Here is a 22,538-nt window from a genome sequence, read left to right on the forward strand (position 1 = left end):
CATGGCACAACAAGAACGATTTCATGATTTACCGTTAGAAGAAGTCATCGGAGACCGATTTGGTCGCTATAGTAAATATATTATCCAAGATCGTGCGCTTCCAGATGCGCGAGATGGATTAAAGCCTGTACAACGAAGAATCTTATATGCGATGTACGCAGAAGGAAACACGCAAGATAAAAACTTCCGTAAAGCCGCGAAAACAGTCGGTAACGTGATTGGTAACTATCATCCGCACGGTGACTCATCTGTTTATGAAGCAATGGTGAGAATGAGTCAGGATTGGAAAGTGCGGAATGTGCTCATTGAGATGCATGGAAATAACGGGAGTATCGATGGTGATCCGCCTGCTGCCATGCGTTATACAGAAGCAAGGCTATCTGCGATTGCTTCAGAGCTCTTAAAGGACTTAGACAAGGAAACGGTCGAGTTTGTCGCAAACTTTGATGATACAAGCAAGGAGCCTGTTGTTTTACCAGCGATGTTCCCAAACCTTCTCGTGAATGGATCAACAGGCATTTCCGCTGGTTATGCCACTGATATCCCGCCGCATCATCTAGGAGAAGTGATTGATGGTGTCATTAAACGAATCGAACAGCCGCATTGTACGGTTGAGGATTTAATGACAGTCATCAAAGGTCCAGATTTCCCAACAGGCGGTATCATTCAAGGGATAGACGGCATTAAGAAGGCTTATGAAACAGGCAAAGGAAAGATCATGATTCGCGGGAAAGCGGAGATTGAAACCATCCGCGGCGGCCGCCAGCAAATTGTGATCACAGAAATTCCTTATGAAGTGAATAAAGCCAACCTTGTTAAAAAAATGGACGAGTTCCGAATTGAAAGAAAAGTGGAAGGAATTTCAGAGGTTCGAGACGAGACTGACCGGACTGGGCTTCGAATCGTAGTAGAGCTGAAAAAAGAAGCGGATGCAAATGGCGTTTTGAATTTCTTATATAAAAACTCAGATCTGCAAATTCCATATAACTTTAATATGGTAGCGATACATAATCGTAGACCAACCTTAATGACGCTGACAACTATACTTGATGCATATATTGCCCATCAAAAAGAAGTAGTGACGAACCGTTCAGCATATGAGCTTCGAAAAGCGAAGGAGCGCCACCATATTGTAGATGGATTAATTAAGGCGCTATCCATTTTAGATGAAGTCATTGCCACAATCCGCTCCTCCAATGATAAACGAGATGCGAAAAACAACTTGATGGTGAAATATGACTTTACAGAAGCACAATCAGAAGCGATTGTTTCCCTTCAGTTATATCGTTTAACGAATACAGATATTACGCAATTGAGAGACGAAGCGAATGAGCTTGATGTGCGTATAGCAGAACTTGAAGACATTTTAGGTAACGAGAAAAAGCTGTTAAAGGTCATTACAAACAGTTTGAAAAAGCTCAAAAAGACATATGCTGATGACAGACGCTCTGTCATTGAGGAAAAAATTGAAGAAATTAAGATTAACCTAGAAGTAATGATTGCCTCAGAGGATGTTTACGTCACGGTGACGAAGGATGGGTACATCAAACGGACAAGTCAGCGCTCCTATGCTGCTTCTAACGGTAAGGACTTTGGCATGAAGGATACAGACCGCCTGATTCATCAGTTTGAAATGAATACAACGGATGTCCTCCTACTATTCACGAATAAAGGGAGCTACATTTATTGTCCTGTGCATCAGCTGCCAGACATACGCTGGAAAGACATGGGGCAGCATATTACGAATATCATTTCGATTGATCGTGATGAATCCATCCAAAAAGCCATTCCAATTAAAGAATTTGATGAAAAATCGTATCTTCTGTTCTTTACAAAAGGCGGAATGGTGAAGAAAACTGAGCTTCTTCAATATAAAGCGCAGCGCTATTCAAAACCGCTTGTCGCCTTGAATCTAAAAGGTGATGATGAGCTCGTGGATGTCCATGTGACATCAGGACAGCAGGAATTGTTTATTGCGACGAAAAATGGTTATGGATTGTGGTTTGATGAAGAAGAAGTAAGTGTTGTTGGTCCGAGAGCGGCCGGTGTCAAAGGCATCAACTTGAAGGATGGGGACGAAGTAGTCTCTGGCCAGATCATAGATCCAAAGAACGATGTCCTCGTGCTGACGACGCAAAGAGGGGCTGTGAAGCGAATGAACCTCTCTGAATTTGATAAAACATCTAGAGCCAAACGCGGAGTTCTGATGCTTAGAGAATTAAAGAAAAACCCGCATCGTATTGTTTCTGTCATCGCTGCATCACTGCACGATACACTTGAGATTGATACAGAGAAGGGTGCAACAATTCCGCTAGATATCTCTACTCTGAGAGCGAATGACCGCTATAGCAATGGATCATTTATTGTAGATGAGGAAGAGCAGGGAGAAGTAACACATGTACTTGTCACACCTCAACCTGCACCAGATGACAATAAATAAGCAAACGAAAACCCCCTGCGATCAGCAGGGGGTATCTTTTATATACAGGTCTTAGCTCTCGTGGTTGCCAAACATGCTTGTAATGGCGTGCACTACTTCAATTCCTTGGTAGACGAAAAGAGAAAGTGAAGTGACAGAGAATAGACCTAGAATGAATACTCTTAAGAAAAATAACATCGTGTAAAACCTCCCAATTTTTGTTTTGATTTAAATGGTTGGGTTAAACACGAGATAGTCGGAAATAAGAAGATTGATAGAATACTGCAAGTAAATGCTTCTTTTTCCGGTCATATTGATCAGTATGAGTGATGCGTGCAAATCCAGCTGTCATACTGCCAATCATCAGCAGTACTGTAAATGCGGCAAATACTGCGCTCACATGTTTTTGTTTCTTTTCATCGCCCATAGTCTGAGCGATTTTCATCTCATGTGATTCTTGATCGGCAACCACCTTTGCATGATGGTATACCTGAACGGAATGAGGCATTGAGAACAAATGAAAACTTGCGAGTGCTATGAATAAGACAGCTAATTTTAGCAGCATATTTTTTTTCATTTATCTCACCCCTTCCTGTTTATTTTCATGATCTTACCACGTTTTCTGTTATTTGAAAAGTCTTATTTTTTTACTTTCCCTCTTTAAAAAAGCGATAAACATCAGGACATTTATAGGACTGTTTCACTTCATGAAAGGTTTCAATTTTATTTTTTAAATTTAAAAAAAGTGCCATGATCGAGGATCAGACACTTTTAGTGAACTTGTGATGCAAGCGGTTTTGCGACAGCTTTTGTAAAGATTCCCGCAATACATATGGCGAATAAAACAAAAATAAAGGCATGAAGCAGTCCAACTTGATTGGCAAGCAGCCCTAATATAGGCGGACCAGAAAGAGAGGCGGTGTAACCTGATAAGGTCACAATGCTGACGCGTTTCACGGCGTACCGGCTATCATCACCGGCTGCAGAAATGGTTAGCGGGAAGCCTAAAGAAGCGCCAAGTCCCCATAAAAAGATCGATATCATACATACCACAAGTGAAATCTTTAAAATGACCAATAATAGTCCAGCAGCAGCTGATACAATCGCAACTCTTAGCAATAACACCCTGCCGAAACGGTCGATCAAACGTCCGCTAATTAATCTACCGCTAATCATCCCGCATAAAAATAATGCATAGATGACTGTACTCATGGAATGTGAAACCTGGTATCCATCCACCATTGCAAGTGGAATCCAATCGTTGGCAGATCCTTCGACAAACGCAAGACATAAGGCGATCATGGCAAGAGAGATCGTTCGTTTATTCAGCCACGGCGTTTGAGTATCATCTATTGTACCTGACTGCGGGTGCTTCTCATGCTGATCCATTCCAGTCCCGTGCGGAATAAACCGGGTACAAATGAAGATGCTGAGAAAGAAAAGAAGGGCAATGACAAGTAAGTGATTCAACACAGAGATCCCTAGATGGATAAAAAGAATGCCAGCTCCTGCTCCAATTAAAGTACCAATGCTAAAGGAAGCGTGCAATATAGGCAAAATGGTTTTCTTAATCCTGTATTCAATTTCTGTCCCTTCTAGGTTCATCGCCACATTGCACATACCTGAACCTGCTCCAAAAAGAAATAGCCCGGCTGTGACGACAAAGATAGAAGAGAGGGTCGAACCAACAGCAAGAGTGGTGAACCCAAGAAACATCAAAAAAGCACTAATGACAATCGCCACTCGTCCGCCTTTTTTTCGAACAAATACATTTGAAAGAACAAGTCCAACAATTGAACCAACGGATAAGCCGAGCAGGATGAGGCCCATCGTTCCTGTATTGGCTTGTAATAAATCTCTCACTTCTGGTGTCCGTGAAAACCATGTAGAAATGGAGATACCAGACATCGTGAAAATGATGATGATGGCTTTATACCACTTTAATTCCATGTAAACCCCTCACATTTAAAGATGTATCTGTTCCTAAACAAATCTACTCGATTATAAATGAGACAGGGCGATTCGTAAATAACTTGGGGCAGGAACAGGGGTAAATATTAGATAAAAGAAATCATACTTTTACAATTATTCTGATGAGGTAAAATAAACATAAAGGGGATATATCAGGATAAATAGAAGGGGAGGAGAGGATGAAGATGAAAAGTGAGAAGGAAAAAATGATTCAAGGGGAACATTATGTATCTAGTGACGAAACCTTGATCGCAGATCGAGAAAGAGCGAGACAATTGACATTTTCATATCAGCAAACCAATCAGCCAGAAAAAAGAACATCCATTTTAAAGGAATTATTAGGTGCTTGCGGCGATGATGTCGTTTTTGAAGGAAGACTACAGTGCGATTACGGATACAATATCGAAATTGGCGAGCATTTTTTTGCGAATTTTGATGCGGTGTTTTTAGACGTATGCAAAATTGCCATTGGACATCATTGTTTATTAGGACCGAATGTACATATTTATACGGCTGGTCATCCGCTTGATCCAATAGAACGTGCAAAAGGCATTGAATTTGGTAAACCAGTCACCGTTGGAAACCACGTATGGATTGGCGGTGGCGCTATTATTAATCCAGGTGTCACGATTGGCGACAATGCTGTCATAGCATCTGGTGCCGTTGTGACAAAAAGTGTTCCAGCAAATGTCGTGGTTGGCGGAAATCCTGCGAAAATCATAAAGTATCTGGATGAATCAAAATCTGGCGAATAAGCGAAGGATTTTGATTTCCCTTTTTTGTCTCAATAAGATAAGTATACTTAGAATTGAGACAAAAGAAATGCTTTCATCGTTTAACTTCCTAGAATATATATTATGTAAACTAATAAATGAAAATATACAGGAGCAATGTGACGTTTTGCTGTATAGCGTTTTTTCTGCTCTCCCTCTTTCTTCGTACTGTAAATGTGTGTACACTGACTTGAATCAACTATAGCTAGTTTAAATTTCAAAACCTCTACCTCTCCTCCATAGAAGTTTTTGAAATAAAGCCCAATCTAGCTGCTGACGCCAAAATCTTGAGTTTTTCTTTTAAAAATATATTTCTCTTTTCATCTGTTGTTAGGTTCACTCTAGAAAAATGAATCCATTTGATGTATTCATTTTTAATTCCCAAGTCAGCAAGCGTTCTGTTAATAAAAACGCTTTGAATCGCATTTCCAGCTTCAGGTTCTATATAATCTTTATCTGTTGTAGAAGTTGAAATAACGGTTGTTTTTTTAAAATAGGAAATTAGCTTGAAACGTATGCTAGGAACGATTTCTTTTAAAACATGAACCAACACACTAAAAGAACTTAAACCTGTATTAGATGAGATATGTTATTGGGGAGAGGAACAAATGAAAAATCATTAGGTAGACTGGAAAGAAAGCTACTACGGTTTAAACATGCTTTCTAAAGTAGCTTTCTTCTCATCTTATAACAATCCCATTGGCTCATTTTGTTGATGCGCTAACTCCATTCCTTCTGCCAGATAGAGAGCGTTCTGCGTGATTTTTCTCTCAGGTTATTTTGATTTTATCCCTGCACCACAAAGAGGTATGACAATGGTTTCTTCTGGTTTCTTTTGATATTTCATGTAGCCAGCCAAATTGACGGCAGATGTCACTTCGACATAAAATCCTTTCTCACTTAGTTTAGAACGTGCATTGAGAATTTCATCTTCTTCAATCTCAATAAACGTACCATTGGTATCTTGTACAGCTTCTAAAATTTGTTTGGAGCGTGCTGGAGAAGCAATGGCGATCCCTTCTGCTAAGGTCCCTTTATTCGTGACAGGTGCTGCTGATTCCTCTTCATTTTGATACGCTTTTACAAGGGGTGCACAGTTTTTCGCTTGTATAGCAACAATTTTCGGTATTTGATGAATGAGACCATTTTCAAATAACTCTTTAAAACCATAATATGCTCCAAGTAGGAGAGTACCGTTTCCAACCGGAATGATTAAAGCATCAGGTGCTCCATTTAGTTGCTCATAGATTTCATAGGCGTATGTTTTAGTGCCTTCAAAAAAATAGGGGTTATAGACATGACTTGCATAAAAAACGTTTTCATTGTCTACTGCCTTTTGGGCCGCAGCAGCAATGTCCTCTCGCGTCCCGTGAATTTCTTTAATCGTTGCTCCATGGGCTTTTATTTGAGCGACTTTTTTGGGTGAAGTGTTATCGCTTAGATAGATGTCACAGGCGATACCACAACGTGATGCATAAGCTGCAATTGCCGTTCCTGCATTCCCACTACTATCAGCAATCACCTTTGATACCCCTAATTCTTTTGCATGTGTCATCAATACAGCGGCTCCTCGGTCTTTAAAGGATAATGTCGGCATCATAAAATCAACTTTTACATAAGTGTTTGGCTCATGAGGATCTAGTACGATTATAGGGGATTGACCCTCCCCCATTGTGACCGTTTCCCAAGTGTTGGAACCTTTTGGAAATGGCATGGTTTCAACATAACGCCATAAGGAGTTTGGATAGTGATTCCAAGCTGCGACGTCTATTTTCGGAGTATCTTTCACTAGATTTAATACGCCATCACAATCACATTTCCATAGAGTTGGTGTCATCTCATATTTTTTCCCGCAATGGTGACAAATTAATTGATTCATCAATCATCTACCCCTTTGAATATTTTTTTATATGAAATATAATTTTTTATATAGAGTAGGCAAAAAAATATCTTAAATATATGCAATGGCATCCATTTCAATTTTAAAACCAAAATGTAATTCATTCGTTGGAACAATCGTACGCGCTGGTTTATGTTCACCGAAAAATTCCGTATAAACAGCATCGACTTTGTCCCATAAATGAATATCCGAAATGTATAATGTCATGCGCAAAATCTTCTCTTTTTTACTTCCCGCAGCCTCTACAATCATCTCTACATTCTTAAGCGCTAGTAACGTCTCTTCTTCAATGGGACCGAACTCTTTTTCTGTCGTTTCGGGGTTGATGGCAAATTGTCCCGAAACATAGACTGTGTTTTGATGAATGGTTGCGAATGCATAGTGCCCGTTTGATTTTAGATTTCCTACCTCGCGTATGCTTTCCATGTTGACACTCCTTACCTTGATTTATTTTTGATTTCATCCAAATAGCTATAGACAGTAACTTTGGAAATGCCTAACATAGATGCGACCTTCTCTACAGATCCTTTCATTAGAAAGATGCCCTTTTCATCCATAAATTTAATTAGTTCAATTTTCTCATGACGTTTCATGACTGGATGAACACTGTTTTGAATGATTTGTTGAATCAATTGATCTACTATTTCTTCCACATTTTCAAGATCATCATTTGATGTTGTTTCTTTCTCTTGAGCTTCCACTTGTGTAGAAAGAAAAGTGTCCATAAATTGCTGCATTTGATTTAGGGCTTCAATATCAAAATTAATACAAAAAGCGCCAATCACTTTTTGCTTTGAATCACGTATTAATGAAGTCGAAGAACGAATCGTACGCTTGTCTTCTGTTACAAATGTATAACCAGCCAGATAATCTTCTTTAAAATCTTCTGATTGTAATACAGTCTTGACTAGATGATCAAATGATTGACCAATTTCTCTTCCTGTCACATGGTTATTTACTGTAAACATGACAGATGCTTGAGGGTTCGTTAAATCATGTATCACCACTTCACAATTTGGTCCAAACATTTTTGCAGTAGATTTTGCTAAAGGAATATAACTCTCTAATAACTTTTTAATATGTTCCATGCCTAAGCACCTCATTTTTTTATTCCACTAGATTATATAATTTTTTATATATAAAAACAATATATAGATTTATTTATATGTTGTGAAAATTACCATATAAAAAAAGCAGCCATTGACTGCCTTTTACTTGTGCTCCTTTCTATTTGTCTTTTTGCTGGATTCCATACAAAATGACGTCAATTCCCCATCGGAATCGTTCCATTGAAACGGGATCACCTGCAAACATTTCTTCTTTTACAAGATGAATGAAAGGAAAACGCGTTTTGTCTGCATCATGAAATGCTTTTTTTGTGTCTGAAACCTGCGAAGAGTCATATTTTTTCCAAGAGACCTTTTCGTATGCTACCGAAGATACGTATAACAGCAATAGGTCTACTCCCCATGCAGCGGATGTAGATTTGATCCCGCCTTCATGCAATGCAGCGAGAAGATGTTCGGTCAACTGTAGAAAGTTCGTTCCTTGAGGAATGGTGGAAAGAGAAATTTCAGCAAGACCAGGTTTCTCGAATAGCAGTAGGAAATAAGTATGCAATATGTCAAATAACTGTTCTTTCCATGTGCGATCCGCTGAATCTGGATAAACCATTTGGCCGAGACCATAATCCAATACGTAAGCACTGAGTTCTTGAAAATTGTTCACGTAGACATACAAGGAAGCAGGTCCCGTATCCAAGGCTTTAGCCACCTTACGCATACTCATGCCCTCTATCCCATGCTCCTTAAGAAGGTCATATGCCGTTTTCACAATGAGCTCACGGCTTAAGGGCTCTTTAGCCGGCCGAGACCGGCGACTTATAATACGACGATTTGAATTGTTCATACTCTCTTTATAACATGTCAAAGTCAAATAGTAAATTGAGCATCAATCACCGTTTTCTTGAAAAGAATTCATCATTTCTGCAAGCTTGACCACAGCATCTTTTGAAAAACACAGTTTTAAACTTTTTTCCGATTCACGAGCTTTCTCCGATGAATATTCGTACATCTTGTCTTCGTATTCTTCAATGGCCTTTTCAGTATCATGAAGATGTCGGATAATAGCAAGTGCGAGCTCCCTTGCATCAAACATCGCCATGTTTACACCCTCTCCTGCGAATGGTGACATGACATGAGCTGCATCACCGATAAGCGTTACCCCTTTATGACGATTCCATTTAAAACCGACCGGAAGCGTATAAATCCGTCTTGGAATGATGGAATCTTCTGCATAACGAATATAATTTTTCAGCTGATCATCCCAATCACTAAATAACGTTAATAATTGTTCTTTTGCTTCTTTCGCTTGATGAAACGGTATACCACAAGTCTCGATCCAGTTGCGTTCTACCATTAGGCTTGCATACACTTTGATTCGTCCATCACCGTTTAACTGTCCAATTAGTCCTTTGTGGTCTGCTAAAGCAAACATCTTACCACGTTTATTAAATTCAGCTAAATCAGGGTAATTCTCCTCTACGCTTAAGACATTCAATTCCAGCATCGTGAGACCTGAGTATTCAATATCAATATCTGTTAACAGAGGACGCACACGAGAAAAAGCACCATCAGCCCCAATCAAAAGGTCAACTGTCTCGACGACTCCGTTTTCAAAATGAAGCTCCGTCATGCCGTTTTCTAATGAAACGCATCTTTCTAGTTTATAACCATATTTGATATTTTTAGCATCAATTTGATCTAACAGTAGATCACATAACACACCACGATCAATTTCTGGGCGAGTGCCTTTTTGATCTAATTCCGTTTCTTCATCTACATAAATTCTTCCTGATTTATCAAGTAATCGGAAATCTTCTTCTTCATAGCGGGCATTCCTTTGAAATTTTTCATAAACTCCTGCTTCTTTTAAGGCTTTTTGACCTGTTTCTTCATGAATATCCAGCGAGCCCCCTCGTTCAAGGCTCTTGTCATGCATTTCCCGTTCATAGATGGTTGTTTGTATACCGTAATTTTGCAGAATTAAAGCGAGTGTTAGTCCCCCAGGTCCTCCTCCAATGATAGCGATTTGCTTTTGATCCTTAGATAATGACGTCATCGTATGCATCTCCTCTCCCTTTATGGTAATCGTTTAAAACGACATCTCATTTATATTATAACGAACATCGTTCGTAAAGAACAGTGTTCGTTAAAATCGTTTGGTTCACGATTGTGTTTTCGTGATAAGAAACCAATCGCCCGCCATCATATGATACACTTCATCTAGGAAGGTTAAAGGTTTACATTGTTCTAACTCTAAGTGTAAGAGGTGTTTCTATGAATAAATTATTGGCCATGTTGATATTAGGATTGGGGTTTAGTGGTGCCGCGCTTATTCTTTCTATCCCTTTGTTATTCAAAGTCAAACCAGAACACACTGAGCTGATGTTTGCTGCTGGATCAGCGGGCGCTTTCGTAGTATTTGCTGTCTCCTGCTTAGTTCTTCGAAGGCGATTCAATCGCTAAAAAACCTAAACAACATCCATCATTGGACCAATGGAGATTTGTTTAGGTTTGTGACTTACCTTGATATGAATTTAAAGAAAGTGGTATAGGCTGACCCCAATACTAAGAGCGAATAAAACAAGTGCAGGAATTGCTTTTTTAAAGGGATCTCTGGCCAATACGATCAGAGTAAATGCAGCTGCCAGCATCGTGCCTCCTAACAATAAGCCTGATAATAATGCTAATATTGGCATCCAAATGCCGGCGAGCATTCCAGCAGCGCCTATTAGCTCAAGAGCCCCCGTTAAAATATTGAAAAATGCAGGTAAACCAAATCGTTTGAACTCTTCTGCCATTTTTCCAGATATGATTTTCGTTCCTGTGAGGAAAAAGAAAACGCCCAATACAATTTGTAGAATCAGAATGAAAATAATGATCACATCTTTCTAAGTTATTTGACCAGAAAGAAACACAGTTTTCTGGAGTCATCTTGATAAAATCTCATTTCGACACGGAATGGATGAAATTTATATGTCATAGCATATATTGTACAAAAATAGAGGATGTTCCTACCTTACAGATTTATCAAGATGGATAGTCTGAATGAAATAATTTGTTTAAAAGTAATTTTAATTGTTGAATCTCTTCATCGCTTAATTGATTTGTCACAGTTCGGTGTGCATCCATGACGACAGGAAGAATCGCCTTTTTGATCTCGTCCCCTTTTTCTGTTAAAAACAAGTGATGCGAGCGCCGGTCTTGTTCATTAAAGATTTTTTTGACAAGTCCTTTTCGTTCCATTGACTGGATCATTCTGACGACAGTGGTTTGATTTTTATCAATGCCCTCTGCCAATTCTTTTTGAGTTGAGCCTTTTTCACTGCTAAGAATACTAATAATACTCCACTGTTCTGGTGTAACTCCGTACGGCTTTAACCTATTCGTAAAATAATTCGTCATTTTCACATCAGTGCGATGAACGAGATAACCTATTAAATCATGTAACTTCATGTAAACACCCTCTCACCATTTTATATGCTATAGCATTTATATTAGTGGAGCGGTGAAACATTGTCAAATTGTCTACCTGTTATGCTTAAAATCAATACCTGACATGATATATGGCAATGCTGATTTGATAAATTCTTCTGCAGATATGTGCGAACTATTCCTTCTCCACTCAACAGAAGCTCCGTGAATTCCCCAGCTTAAAAAAACAGCCGTGACCTTCAACACTTGCTTTTCAACATTTATATATTGATTCACTAACAATTGATAAAAAATAATTTCAAGCTGTTCTCGAACAATTGGAGCAAGTTCAGTTTCATATTCTACTTGGCAGCGATTATGCAGAGACTGTTGAAAATTCGCCAGCGCTTTAAAAATCTTCAACATTGTATCTTCATCTAGTTTACTATTATTAAAATTGATACTTTCTAAATTAATCGACAATACTTCTGAGAGTGTTTTATCTAATAAATCGTATTTATCCTCAAAATGATAATAAAATGTCGCTCGGTTAATCATGGCTTCTGCTGTCACATCTTTTACCGTAATATCCTTAAATTCCTTTTTTGATGAAAGCTTGATAAATGACTCCATTATTAATTTGCGTGTTCTTAATACGCGCGGATCTGTCTTTGGCTGCGTCATCTTCTTCCCCCTTCTTTTTAAACACATGCTTCAATCTGTTGGATAAACAACAAATTGAAGAAATTATTGGTGTTGATCTCACTCATTCTGTCTTAAGATTCAATTGTAAAGCAAATGATGGTTTGATTCAAACAACGGATCAGGAAACAAGTATTCCTAATAATTGAGGAGGAAATATCATGATTAAAATTGGGATTATCACTGGTAGTACAAGAGATTCAAGAGTTAATATTCAAGTTGCGGAATGGGTAAAATCCATCGCAGATAAACGAACGGATGCTACTTTTGAGATCGTTGATATTAAGGATTATGAGCTGCCTCGCTACAACGAACCAGCACCTGCCCTCATGTCAAAGGATTATCAAACACCTGAAGCGCATGCATGGTCAAAAAAAGTGAGTGAGCTTGATGGGTTTATCTTTGTCACGCCTGAATACAACAAAGCGGTCACAGCTGGACTGAAAGATGCTATTGATTACTTATATACTGAATGGAACAACAAGGCAGCTGGAATTGTCAGCTATGGTTCTTCTCTAGGTGTAACAGCAGCAAATAACTTACGGTTAATTTTATCTGTTCCGGCTGTTGCAACAGTTCGTACTCAACCTGGACTAAGTCTTTTTACTGACTTTGAACATATGACAACCTTTAAACCAGCAGTATTTCATGAGCAAACGGTTGATACGATGCTGTTTGAAGTCGTATCTTGGTCTACAGCTTTAAAAACCATCAGACATTAATACTTAAATAGAAAAATAGAAAAGAGGAAATAACTTGAAAAACAATGACATGTTTTGTGATGTAGAAACTGGTGTATGCGGTGTAGGTGAAGAGGAAGATATCCAAGTCATTGACTTTCACCAACCTAAAAAAACCATTACACTCTACTATGTAACAGATCCGATTTGTTCTCATTGCTGGGCAATTGAACCGGTCTTGCGTCGTTTTAAAGAGCAATACGGAAATTATTTTCATTTCCAGACTGTGCTTGGTGGACTGCTAGAGAAATGGCATGACGGTCCAATAGACCCAGCAAACGGAATTTATAAGCCTGCTGATGTTGCGGGTCACTGGAGAGAAGTCGGAGAACATTCTCGCATGCCAATTGATGGGTCGTTAATGATTGACAATCCTGTTCAATCCTCTTACCCATCCTCTCGTGTGTTCAAAGTGATTCAAAAACATCATGGTGATGAACGAGCCTATACGTTTTTACGCCGTGCAAGAGAAGCGCTATTTGCATTCAATCAAAATATATCGGATATCGCGGTTTTGATTGATATCGTTAACAACCTTGGACTGAACGGAGATGTGATTTTACATGAAGCGGAGCTCCCAAGCGGACAAGACTTATTAAATCAAGATTTTGCTCTTGTTCGAGACCTCGGTGCAAGAGGTTTTCCGACCATCATCTTCGTCAACGAAGAAAATAAAGGAGTTAAAATCACGGGCGGTCGACCATTAGACGTCTATGTAGATGGATTAAAGCAAGCTTTAAACACTGAAGAGCTTCAACCGAAGAAACTCCCGTCGGTTTCTGCCTTACTCGAAAAAGAAAAATGTCTATTTTCTAAAGAGATTGAAGTAATGTACGATGTTGACCAATCGGATGTGCAGCCTTTTATGGAGAAAGAACTTTCACAAGAATCGTTCCAAATGAAAGAAGTGCTAGGAGAACAGTATTTCACAACTTCAACATAAGGAGAACGGCGATGGCTTACGTATTACAAGTGGATTTTAAAATGAATGGCCCTTTTGGAGATGAAATGGCAAAAGAGTTTTCTGATTTAGCAAGAAGTATTCATGAAGAGGACGGGTTCATATGGAAGATATGGACGGAGAATCCTGAGAAAAATGAGGGTGGCGGGATCTATTTATTCGAAACAAAAGAAGCAGCTGAAATATATCTCGATATGCATTCTAAAAGAATCACGAGCTTTGGCATAACAGACATCAATGCAAAAATCTTTGATATAAACTCTGAGCTGACTCATATTACAAAAGGTCCATTCAAAACACATAAAGATTAATACACGAAAAAAAGAGCGGTTGTTGGCTGCTCTTTTTTATTTATTAAGATGATGGATTGATCCATTTTACATTGTCTCTTTTCTCTTCATTGACAATGAGTTGGAATATATCAGGTCTTGAATAATGACCGACAACATCGAAGTCAAATTGACTAGATGAAATATCGCGTAAATCAAGCTCTGCTAATAGGAGCTCTTCTTTTCCGTAAACAGGCTCTTTTATATATTCTCCTAAAGGACCGACAATGGCACTTCCACCTCGGCACATTTCATCAGGAGAAGATGCTAATTCATCATAGCAGGCTAAATCTTTAGGATACATTTCTTTATTCACATATTGGTTACAGGATAGAACAAAACATCTGCCTTCTGCTGCAATATGACGAATCGTCGATTGCCAGAGCTCCCGGGAATCTGCCGTAGGGGCAATATAGATTTGGACGCCTTTTGCATACATGGCTGTTCTAGCTAATGGCATGTAGTTTTCCCAGCAAATTAAAGCACCTATTCTGCCATAAGGTGTATCGAAAACCGGTAATGTGCTACCATCCCCCTCTCCCCATATGAGTCGTTCAGAACCTGTCGGCTTTAATTTACGGTGTTTTCCAAGTAAGGATCCATCTGGTCCAAAAAATAATACGGAACAATATAAAGTGCCATGACTGAACTCATGATCTCTTTCAATGACCCCGATGACGAGGTAGACTCCAGCCTTACGTGCTGCTTCCCCTAACCGTTCTGTCGTTTCACTAGGAACAGGGACCGAATTTTCTAAGTAACGAAGCCAGTCTTTTCTGCCTTCTTGAGAGCGGCTGCCTACTGTGGCGCCAAAAGATAGTCCTCTTGGATAAGCAGGGATAAAAGCTTCAGGAAATACGACAATATTGGCGCCTTTTTCTCCGGCTTGGCGTGTTAACGAAATGGCTTTTTCAGTACTTGCTTCTCTATCCATAATGACAGACGCAGCTTGAATAACAGCAACTTTACATGGTGACATTTTAACTCCTCCTTTACCTAAGTGTAAAAATAAACGTTTATAATGTACAATATATCATCATCATAATGAGTATTCCTTGTTGGAATAATGGGAGGGTAAAATGAACATACGAGACTTTGAAATATTTAAAACAATTGCGGAATGTGGGAGTTTTTCAAGAGCAAGTGAAAAGCTTTTTATCGCACAGCCTTCCCTATCTAAAACCATTCAAAAATTAGAGAAGAAACTAGGTGTCATTCTTTTTGATCGATCTAATCGCATTTTTAGGTTAACTGATGAGGGACAGCTTGTGTATGAAAAAGCGGTGACGGTGCTTCAGCAAATGAATGAGCTTCAAATTGAGCTTGAAGATACTGATAAGCATGTTCGTGGACATTTAAAGATCGGACTGCCGCAAGTGATTGGAACCTTTTTCTTTTCAAAAGTGGCAAAAGTTTTTACTGGAAAATATCCAGATGTGACTCTTGAAATCGTCGAAGAAGGTGGCTTACATGTAGAAAAACTTGTTGAGAAAGGCGAAGTAGATGCTGCCTTTGTTGTCATACCTGCACAAAGTCATGCGTTAGAAGAACAACTCATTTTTGAAGCACCATTTGTGGCTTGTTTACCAAACAATCATGCTTTAAAAGATGAACAACAACTTTCACTCGAACAGCTGAAAGAGGATGACTGGATATTGTTTGATTCTTCATTTGCTTTAAGTCAAGTGATTTTGGAAAGCTGTCAGAAGGAACATTTTGTTCCCAAAATCGCCTATAGCACGACACAATGGGATTTGTTAATGACATTAGTTCGTGATGAATTAGGAGTGGCCATCATTCCAAGTCCTTTAACTGAAATGTATCAAGAAGAGATTTGTGTAAAACCAATTAGCAGTCAATATATCGCTTGGAAAATTGGGATTGTCGTGAAAAAAGATCGATATAAAACATGGGCTTTGAAAGCTTTTTTGAAAAACGTGACGGATATATATGCTATAAGTAGTGAAGTGAAATCATGATATTTCCTACTTCCAAATAATTAGCACCCAGTGTATTGAAGAACTGTGATATTCAAAATTTTAGGCTGATTCTTTAAAAGGCTACTATTAGCAGCTTCCCCGTTAACTCACTTGTTGCTGGTTTTCTTGATTAAGTTTACACCTTCATATGACAGGCTTTCTACACGTACAGCCTTTTGCAGGATGTAATGATCAAAAAACGTCTTCGTGTAGTCCGTCACAAGATGATGCATCTCTAATGCATCCCTTGTGCCTCTAAGTTCCTCATCTACACCTGTAAACACGATGTCACAGTAATCTAAATGTGCAGCACCATCAACAGTGAAATAATAGGTTTCCGTGCTGTTGTTAGCACCAATGATCGCATTCATATCATAATTCGGTTCAGTAAACAGGAGCAAAAAGGGTTTATTGAGGTCGCTGTCGAGAAGGCCGAATGCACCACTATCTAAGCCAACCCCGCAGACAAACCGGTCGTCATCCCGGCAAACAAAAGCCGCTGTAGGTCCGCCATAAGAATGTCCAGCGATGCCCATGCCGGTGCCGAGCAGCAGTCTGTCATGAAAAATGGACTTCCATTCTCCAGAGTTTAGTTTGTGAAGTTGATCGGCTACGTACATTACATCTTCTGCCTGACGTTCACTATATCTTGTTAACTCGTTAATGATTGGCAAGGAAAGGACGTTGCGGCACATCTCAATAGCTGTTTCATCGTTAGGTCGCAATTTCATCTTACCTGCCAGCGTCATCATCTCTGGATCTTCAGAAAACGCCATAATGACATCCGAAAAATCCTTTGATACATTCAACAGCTTCCCATCTTTCCGTTTGTACATGGTGCTATCCTGATGGCCGATACTCACGACAACATACCCCTTGCTTGCCATGTCTGTACAGATGGCTGTCCCCCATTCTGGTGAACCACCTCCGCCGCAAATATAGAATACCACTGGATAGCGCTCTTCCTTCTGGGAAAGAGCCAGGTCGTCGTAACAATGCGTTTTGATATCAATAGAGAAGAAGTTTATTTCCTTCATATACTCAGTGACGAGCGGCTGGTCATGAAGCAATTCGTAGACTTCAGGAAACATGTATGTGGATGGAGTCTTCCCTTCACTGCTATCAGATGGATAGTACATAAATGCGGTCAGTTCTCTTTTCGAGTGATCTGATGCTGTATATTCAAAATCCATCTGGGTTCGACCTGCTATATAGCTACCGACTGGTTCTGGAAATGTGTCATACCTTTTCATTCTTTTATGCCCCTTTCATCATGAAAATGGATATCAGGTCTTTGCTTGGTGAGTATCGTTTTGTGATATAATTTTGAGTCAAAGACAAGCGCTAAGAGAAATGAAATGTCATGATTGTGAAAAATTCTAAAGAAGTGATAGGGTGATAGCGATGAGAAGACTTGAGTCTGGTATACCAATAGACAACGAAACATTTCCTGATGTTGCTAGGTATGAAAACGAAACAATCAGCAGAACGACGATCATCAACTCAAATGTTCGTTCTCCTATTTTTTGGAGCTGTCACCTGGATCATCTTGTATTTGATACGTGTGATCTCACGAATGCAAGATTTTTTGCCGGTAGTACGATTGATCATTGTACTTTTATTCGTTCCGACATGCGCTCTGTGGGCATCGGCAAAAACGAAGCAGTCTTCACCAATTGCGTATTTTCTTCCTGCGATATGAGAGGAATGACATTGGAGAATGCTACGTTTATTGATTGTACTTTCTCTAAATGTAGATTCAATGACCGCGTTTTACAGGTAGCGAACATCGTCAATTGTACCTTTGCTGGTAAGCTAATAGATATAACGTTTGAGGGAAAGGGCAAACAAAAGCTAATCGCCGATTTTAAAAACTGCAACCTTGACGGTGTTCGTTTTATAGACTGTGACCTGTCGGCATGTATTCCGCCAGCATCCAAAAACCATCTATATGTTGAAAATGTATCTGCACGTGTGAAAAAGACCTTGGAGAAGCTAGATGATGATCCTACTCTTTCTGACGATGATCGTAAAATACTAGTGCGCAGTCTGCGCAAGCTTGAACAAATGGAACAGTATATTTTTAACACGAAATATGTGAAGAAAATACATGGGGCTGCTTTTGTGGAGCGATTTTTCAGTCATCTTGGATGTAGCAAGGGTCACATTTAGCGCTTGCTACATCTCTTTTTCTACTTTATCTTTATGTGGTACATCAGCTTCGAGTATATTTGAGCGGAATGAGTTCTTCGATTTTCACCTTGACCAGCTCCCCATCGATCTCAAGGATGACAAAACATGCTGGTCCAAAGTCTGAAATGAGCTCTCGGCAGATGCCGCAAGGGCTTACTACCCTCATACTTCTATCTTCTTCATCTGAATAAGGGTGTCTCACTGCAACAATGGTATCAAAATCCTTATATCCATTCGATAAAGCGCTACCAATCGCAATAGCTTCTGCACAAACAGTTACCCGTCCGATATAGGCTTCTATATGGACAGCTGATACGATTTCTCCTGTTTTCATACGGATCGCTGCCCCTACATGGTGTTTATCATCTTCATAAAGACTGATAATCTTCTTTTTTGCTTCGTCTATTAATTTTACATCTTCTTGTGATAGATCAAAAGTTTTCATCACGTTCCCCTTTCATCTCACTACTCGTATGTATTATACCAAACATGAGGTGATGAACTGTTGCGTGAGATGAAATGAATGGCAACAAAAAATTTATGTTTGCACATATCATCATCTTCTTATCTTTTTTTATAGCGATGAATCATATAGTGGATGATTTTTGTGATGACAGAGGTACACATGCATAGAAAGGTCATCGTAATGACCCAATACATATTCGACATATCAAACCCCGTATAGGCAAAGATAAAAATAGTTGAAGCTGCAAAGGTGATCATTAGAACGATGTAGACCCGCTTAAAGAGGATATAGCCTACAATCCCCCATATTAAAAATAACAAAGGCAATGTAAATAAGATCAGAGCCATAGGTTGAAGAAAAGACATCATCATTATTCACTCTCCTTTACTAACTACCCATTTGTTTCATTCCAATGATAAAGCGAACAATCTTCATGTTAATGGGAAAGATGCTCCTTGTAAACATAAATTGGAATTTAAGGAAAGTTTAATCTGTTATGAATTGATATTGTGATTGTATTTAAAAAGACTGCTTTCAAGTAAGCAGCCTTTTGGGTGTGAACCGAATCCCTAACGATTGATCACTTGAATGATTTTCTCCGCGGCATCTTGTGCCTCAGGAATGGGCATGACAACAAACACATGCAGCAATTCAGGATAAATAAAGGTTTTGATGTCTATTCCTTGTTCTGTTAGTTTTTCATCGAGCTTTATGGCATCTGGATATAACATATCATGTGTTCCAATGAAATGAGTAATCTTCGCAAGTCCTTTGAAGTCTCCGAATATGGGACTGATTAATGGGTCAGTTAGATGTTGATCAGCTGTCCAAATCTTTGCAATGACTTCCATTCCTTCATGACCTAGAATCGGGTCCTTCTTTGCATATTCAAACATGAGAGGATTGCTTAAGCTCATGTCAACACATGCAGATAATAAAATAATATCCTTCGGCTGCGGCAGATCTTCCTTCTTTAAAAGGTGCGCCAGACCAAGTGAGATATTTCCACCAGCTGAATCTCCCATGATCGTCAATTGATTGGCACTTCCGGCGGTTTTCAGAAGGTCTTTATATAGGTTGAGAATTTTCGGATACGTATCCTTGTAGCTATAATGAGGCACTTTTGGGTAGATAGGAGCGACCACTTTCGCACCGAGTGATTGCCCCATTTTATCCATGAACCACCAATGGACATTTAAAGGCTGATTTGTCCACGCGCCACCATGCAGATAGAGAATGACTTTTTGATTTTGTGATGCTTGTTCATTCAATGTGAACACTTGCATTCCTTCGAATGTCTGCTCTTGTACCTCACTGATTAACTTCACATCATCCCCAATGGCATAAGGCTGCGTATTTTCAATTCCTTTTTGCTCAAGAAATTTTTTTGTATGTTCGATACTAGAAAAACTCTCTTTATTACTTTGCGAAGCGAATAATGTTTCAAATTGAATACTTTCTTTAGAACGCTCACCATGATAAATTTCTACACTCATTTTTTTCTCTCCTAACACTCAATATGATGATTAATCATCCTGATTTGGTACACGAAATGATTCCAGGTAGACGTGTACTTTTGTTTCAGGGGTTTTTAATAAGTTAGATAAAAGGTCTTGAATGAGACGAAGGCTTTTAATTTTCTTTTCAATTTCTTCATGTTTAAGATGGACAATTTCCCTTAGGGTATCAAGGTCTATGTCTTGACTTAGCATGTTCATAATTTCAGCTATTTCCTTTAATGAATAACCCAGCGTTTTTGCATCTTTGATCAATTGAATCTTCACAACATAGTCTTCTGTATAGAATCTGTAACCGTTTGAACGTCGTCTTGGAGCAGGCAATATGTTGTGCTCTTCATAGTAACGAATTGCGGCAGGACTTACTCCTGTTTTTTTGGCAAGTTCTCCTCTAGTCATCAACTCCATCGTTACTCCTTTTTTATTTTTTTGTCTTACTATATGTACATTATAAAGGTTGAACTATACTTCAAGGTCAAGGTGAAACATTTTTTGGCCAGCTTTTGCTATCAGATTAGTGGGGCGAAAAGATCCATAGTGCTAGATATGACATGCTTTTCGTTAAACAAATAAAACACCATCGCGCCCGTCAAATAAAGGCGGGCGCAATGATGTTTTCATCATTCATTCTAGATTATGATAAATCTTCTCCATTTGTTGCAATCACATTTTTGTACCAGTAGAAGGAATCTTTTCGATAACGATCCAATGTACCATTCCCTCTATCGTCTTGATCTACATAGATCAAACCATAGCGTTTACTCATTTGAGATGTTCCGCAGCTAATTAAGTCAATGCAACCCCAAGGCGTATACCCCATTAAGTCGACACCTTCTTTGACTGCTTCTTTCATCTGTTCAATATGTTGTTTTAAATAATCAATTCGATAATCGTCGTGTATTTCTCCGTCTGATGTCAATGTATCTCTTGCCCCAAGTCCGTTTTCACAAACAAATAAAGGTTTTTGGTATCTGTCATACAGTTTAATTAATGAAATGCGCAGACCCATCGGATCAATTGGCCAATCCCATTGTGATAACTCCAAATGCTCATTTTTGATTGGACTATCAAATGTACCCGCTAGCTCGGCCGCATCTTCTCGCGCTTCTGCTACGTGGGACATATAATAGCTGATCGCCACAAAATCAACGATGCCCTCTTTCAAAATTTCTTCATCTTGCTCTTCAATATCGAGTTTTATATCGTTGTCAGCAAAATATTTCACCATGTATGTTGGATATTCACCTCTAGCTTGAACATCCGGATAGAACATATTCAATTGGTTCGATTTTACCGCTTGCAGCTGGTCCTCTGGCTTCGTTGTTTTTGCATAGGCTTCAATTTGGTTAATCATACAGCCAATTTGGACATTTGGAATGATTTCTTTTGCAGCCTTCACTGTGAGAGCACTAGCGATAAATTGGTGATGTGATGCTTGATACGCAGCCTGTAATTTATGGTCTACTAGGTCCTCTAAAATTCCAGCACCAGTGTAAAGGCTGTTGAGGTTCATATTCATTTCATTGAATGTAATCCAATACTTCACTTTATCTTTATATCTTTCTAAAATGGCGCGGGCATATTTTTCAAACAACGGGACAAGCTCTCTACTCATCCAGCCATTATATTTCTCTGTTAAAGTAATCGGCATTTCATAGTGAGACATCGTGACTAATGGTTCAATTCCATATTTCGCACATTCATCAAATACTTTATCGTAAAAAGCCAATCCTTCTTCGTTTGGCTTGTCTTCTAAACCAGTTGGAAAGATTCTTGCCCATGAAATAGACAAGCGAAACACTTTAAAGCCCATCTCTGCAAATAGTGCAATATCCTCTTCATATCGATGGTAAAAATCGATTCCGCGTCTTTTTGGGAAATCAAATTCATCAGGTTGTTCCTTGTATCTTTTTAATTCAGCTGAACTAACATCGAAAGTAAAGTTGTTCACTTTTCCTTTTTCATAAGGATCTTTATATGCAGCAAAGTCTGATGTCGACAGGCCCTTGCCACCTTCTAAGTATGCGCCCTCTATTTGATTGGCTGCAGTTGCGCCACCCCATAAGAAATTATCTGAAAATCCTTTTTTTAATTCTTTCATTTCAATCATCCC

At 39.0% G+C, this 22,538-nt stretch carries 27 protein-coding genes; 8 read left to right on the top strand and 19 right to left on the bottom strand.

Annotation, left to right across the window (positions count from 1 at the left end; all coding sequences use genetic code 11):
* The first annotated feature begins 1 nt into the window (after position 1).
* Complete coding sequence (parC, locus tag MHI35_RS08810) at positions 2 to 2,440, top strand: DNA topoisomerase IV subunit A (protein ID WP_335349374.1); 2,439 nt, start codon at positions 2 to 4, stop codon at positions 2,438 to 2,440.
* Positions 2,441 to 2,491: 51 nt separating this feature from the next.
* Here parC and MHI35_RS08815 read toward each other — a convergent pair whose 3' ends face one another.
* From MHI35_RS08815 to MHI35_RS08825, 3 genes are all read right to left on the bottom strand, one after another.
* Positions 2,492 to 2,617, bottom strand: a complete 126-nt coding sequence (locus MHI35_RS08815; protein ID WP_008343787.1) for a hypothetical protein — start codon at positions 2,615 to 2,617, stop codon at positions 2,492 to 2,494.
* Between the two features lie 43 nt (positions 2,618 to 2,660).
* Positions 2,661 to 2,996, bottom strand: coding sequence for a hypothetical protein (locus MHI35_RS08820; RefSeq protein WP_003210975.1), 336 nt, complete (start codon positions 2,994 to 2,996; stop codon positions 2,661 to 2,663).
* 194 nt (positions 2,997 to 3,190) lie between these two features.
* Positions 3,191 to 4,369: an MFS transporter gene (locus tag MHI35_RS08825; RefSeq protein WP_211063993.1), complete on the bottom strand. Its 1,179-nt coding sequence runs from the start codon at positions 4,367 to 4,369 to the stop codon at positions 3,191 to 3,193.
* A 206-nt stretch (positions 4,370 to 4,575) separates the two neighbouring features.
* Between MHI35_RS08825 and MHI35_RS08830 the strand changes: the two genes are divergently transcribed.
* Positions 4,576 to 5,145, top strand: a complete 570-nt coding sequence (locus MHI35_RS08830; RefSeq protein ID WP_335349376.1) for a sugar O-acetyltransferase — start codon at positions 4,576 to 4,578, stop codon at positions 5,143 to 5,145.
* A gap of 244 nt (positions 5,146 to 5,389) precedes the next feature.
* Here MHI35_RS08830 and MHI35_RS08835 read toward each other — a convergent pair whose 3' ends face one another.
* The 6 genes from MHI35_RS08835 to MHI35_RS08860 form a co-directional block, all read right to left on the bottom strand.
* Positions 5,390 to 5,716, bottom strand: coding sequence for a hypothetical protein (locus MHI35_RS08835; RefSeq protein WP_249407430.1), 327 nt, complete (start codon positions 5,714 to 5,716; stop codon positions 5,390 to 5,392).
* A gap of 222 nt (positions 5,717 to 5,938) precedes the next feature.
* Positions 5,939 to 7,042 (bottom strand): threonine synthase, encoded by a 1,104-nt coding sequence (locus MHI35_RS08840; protein WP_211063991.1) that lies wholly within the window; start codon positions 7,040 to 7,042, stop codon positions 5,939 to 5,941.
* 72 nt (positions 7,043 to 7,114) lie between these two features.
* Positions 7,115 to 7,489: a RidA family protein gene (locus MHI35_RS08845; RefSeq protein WP_211063990.1), complete on the bottom strand. Its 375-nt coding sequence runs from the start codon at positions 7,487 to 7,489 to the stop codon at positions 7,115 to 7,117.
* 11 nt (positions 7,490 to 7,500) lie between these two features.
* Entirely contained in the window at positions 7,501 to 8,151 is a 651-nt protein-coding gene (locus tag MHI35_RS08850) for a helix-turn-helix transcriptional regulator (protein WP_211063989.1), read from the bottom strand.
* Positions 8,152 to 8,290: 139 nt separating this feature from the next.
* Positions 8,291 to 8,971 carry a TetR/AcrR family transcriptional regulator gene (locus MHI35_RS08855; RefSeq protein WP_211063988.1) on the bottom strand — a complete coding sequence of 227 codons (681 nt, stop codon included), beginning with the start codon at positions 8,969 to 8,971 and terminating at the stop codon, positions 8,291 to 8,293.
* A gap of 42 nt (positions 8,972 to 9,013) precedes the next feature.
* On the bottom strand, positions 9,014 to 10,183 hold the full coding sequence (locus MHI35_RS08860; RefSeq protein ID WP_211063987.1) for an FAD-dependent oxidoreductase: 1,170 nt from the start codon (positions 10,181 to 10,183) through the stop codon (positions 9,014 to 9,016).
* A 218-nt stretch (positions 10,184 to 10,401) separates the two neighbouring features.
* Here MHI35_RS08860 and MHI35_RS08865 point away from each other — a divergent pair, with 218 nt between their 5' ends.
* The gene (locus tag MHI35_RS08865; RefSeq protein WP_211063986.1) at positions 10,402 to 10,590 is read left to right on the top strand and encodes a hypothetical protein; all 189 of its coding nucleotides are present in this window, start codon (positions 10,402 to 10,404) and stop codon (positions 10,588 to 10,590) included.
* 71 nt (positions 10,591 to 10,661) lie between these two features.
* Here MHI35_RS08865 and MHI35_RS08870 read toward each other — a convergent pair whose 3' ends face one another.
* The 3 genes from MHI35_RS08870 to MHI35_RS08880 all read right to left on the bottom strand — a co-directional run bounded on the left by MHI35_RS08870 (position 10,662) and on the right by MHI35_RS08880 (position 12,222).
* Positions 10,662 to 11,009, bottom strand: coding sequence for a DoxX family protein (locus MHI35_RS08870; protein WP_211063985.1), 348 nt, complete (start codon positions 11,007 to 11,009; stop codon positions 10,662 to 10,664).
* Between the two features lie 145 nt (positions 11,010 to 11,154).
* Positions 11,155 to 11,580 (bottom strand): MarR family winged helix-turn-helix transcriptional regulator, encoded by a 426-nt coding sequence (locus MHI35_RS08875; protein ID WP_211063984.1) that lies wholly within the window; start codon positions 11,578 to 11,580, stop codon positions 11,155 to 11,157.
* A 72-nt stretch (positions 11,581 to 11,652) separates the two neighbouring features.
* A complete protein-coding gene (locus MHI35_RS08880; protein WP_211063983.1) occupies positions 11,653 to 12,222 on the bottom strand; it encodes a TetR/AcrR family transcriptional regulator in 570 nt (189 codons plus the stop codon).
* 179 nt (positions 12,223 to 12,401) lie between these two features.
* Here MHI35_RS08880 and MHI35_RS08885 point away from each other — a divergent pair, with 179 nt between their 5' ends.
* Genes MHI35_RS08885 through MHI35_RS08895 form a run of 3 tightly spaced genes read left to right on the top strand, consistent with a single transcriptional unit; the run spans position 12,402 to position 14,252 of the window.
* Positions 12,402 to 12,962, top strand: coding sequence for an NADPH-dependent FMN reductase (locus tag MHI35_RS08885; RefSeq protein WP_211063982.1), 561 nt, complete (start codon positions 12,402 to 12,404; stop codon positions 12,960 to 12,962).
* A gap of 34 nt (positions 12,963 to 12,996) precedes the next feature.
* The gene (locus MHI35_RS08890; protein WP_211063981.1) at positions 12,997 to 13,923 is read left to right on the top strand and encodes a DsbA family protein; all 927 of its coding nucleotides are present in this window, start codon (positions 12,997 to 12,999) and stop codon (positions 13,921 to 13,923) included.
* Positions 13,924 to 13,934: 11 nt separating this feature from the next.
* Positions 13,935 to 14,252 (top strand): monooxygenase, encoded by a 318-nt coding sequence (locus tag MHI35_RS08895; protein WP_211063980.1) that lies wholly within the window; start codon positions 13,935 to 13,937, stop codon positions 14,250 to 14,252.
* Positions 14,253 to 14,295: 43 nt separating this feature from the next.
* Here the strand turns inward: MHI35_RS08895 and MHI35_RS08900 are convergent, their stop codons facing one another.
* The gene (locus MHI35_RS08900; RefSeq protein WP_211063979.1) at positions 14,296 to 15,249 is read right to left on the bottom strand and encodes a carbon-nitrogen hydrolase family protein; all 954 of its coding nucleotides are present in this window, start codon (positions 15,247 to 15,249) and stop codon (positions 14,296 to 14,298) included.
* A 100-nt stretch (positions 15,250 to 15,349) separates the two neighbouring features.
* Here MHI35_RS08900 and MHI35_RS08905 point away from each other — a divergent pair, with 100 nt between their 5' ends.
* The gene (locus tag MHI35_RS08905; protein ID WP_211063978.1) at positions 15,350 to 16,249 is read left to right on the top strand and encodes a LysR family transcriptional regulator; all 900 of its coding nucleotides are present in this window, start codon (positions 15,350 to 15,352) and stop codon (positions 16,247 to 16,249) included.
* Positions 16,250 to 16,356: 107 nt separating this feature from the next.
* Here MHI35_RS08905 and MHI35_RS08910 read toward each other — a convergent pair whose 3' ends face one another.
* Positions 16,357 to 17,502, bottom strand: coding sequence for an alpha/beta hydrolase (locus MHI35_RS08910; protein WP_335349377.1), 1,146 nt, complete (start codon positions 17,500 to 17,502; stop codon positions 16,357 to 16,359).
* A gap of 151 nt (positions 17,503 to 17,653) precedes the next feature.
* On the opposite strand from MHI35_RS08910, the gene MHI35_RS08915 reads away from it, so the two are divergent.
* Positions 17,654 to 18,421 carry a pentapeptide repeat-containing protein gene (locus MHI35_RS08915; protein ID WP_335349378.1) on the top strand — a complete coding sequence of 256 codons (768 nt, stop codon included), beginning with the start codon at positions 17,654 to 17,656 and terminating at the stop codon, positions 18,419 to 18,421.
* Between the two features lie 43 nt (positions 18,422 to 18,464).
* On the opposite strand, the gene MHI35_RS08920 is transcribed toward MHI35_RS08915, so the two are convergent.
* From MHI35_RS08920 to MHI35_RS08940, 5 genes are all read right to left on the bottom strand, one after another.
* Positions 18,465 to 18,887, bottom strand: coding sequence for a cytidine deaminase (locus tag MHI35_RS08920; protein WP_335349379.1), 423 nt, complete (start codon positions 18,885 to 18,887; stop codon positions 18,465 to 18,467).
* A gap of 119 nt (positions 18,888 to 19,006) precedes the next feature.
* Positions 19,007 to 19,279 (bottom strand): DUF2651 family protein, encoded by a 273-nt coding sequence (locus MHI35_RS08925; protein ID WP_335349380.1) that lies wholly within the window; start codon positions 19,277 to 19,279, stop codon positions 19,007 to 19,009.
* 198 nt (positions 19,280 to 19,477) lie between these two features.
* On the bottom strand, positions 19,478 to 20,404 hold the full coding sequence (locus tag MHI35_RS08930) for an alpha/beta hydrolase (RefSeq protein WP_335349381.1): 927 nt from the start codon (positions 20,402 to 20,404) through the stop codon (positions 19,478 to 19,480).
* A gap of 30 nt (positions 20,405 to 20,434) precedes the next feature.
* Positions 20,435 to 20,833 (bottom strand): MerR family transcriptional regulator, encoded by a 399-nt coding sequence (locus MHI35_RS08935; RefSeq protein WP_012010139.1) that lies wholly within the window; start codon positions 20,831 to 20,833, stop codon positions 20,435 to 20,437.
* Between the two features lie 226 nt (positions 20,834 to 21,059).
* Positions 21,060 to 22,535 (bottom strand): glycoside hydrolase family 1 protein, encoded by a 1,476-nt coding sequence (locus tag MHI35_RS08940; RefSeq protein ID WP_144522619.1) that lies wholly within the window; start codon positions 22,533 to 22,535, stop codon positions 21,060 to 21,062.
* Between the last annotated feature and the right edge of the window lie 3 nt (positions 22,536 to 22,538).

Source organism: Bacillus sp. FSL K6-3459, from assembly GCF_038003305.1.
GTDB classification, from domain to species: Bacteria; Bacillota; Bacilli; order Bacillales; family Bacillaceae; genus Bacillus; species Bacillus pumilus_O.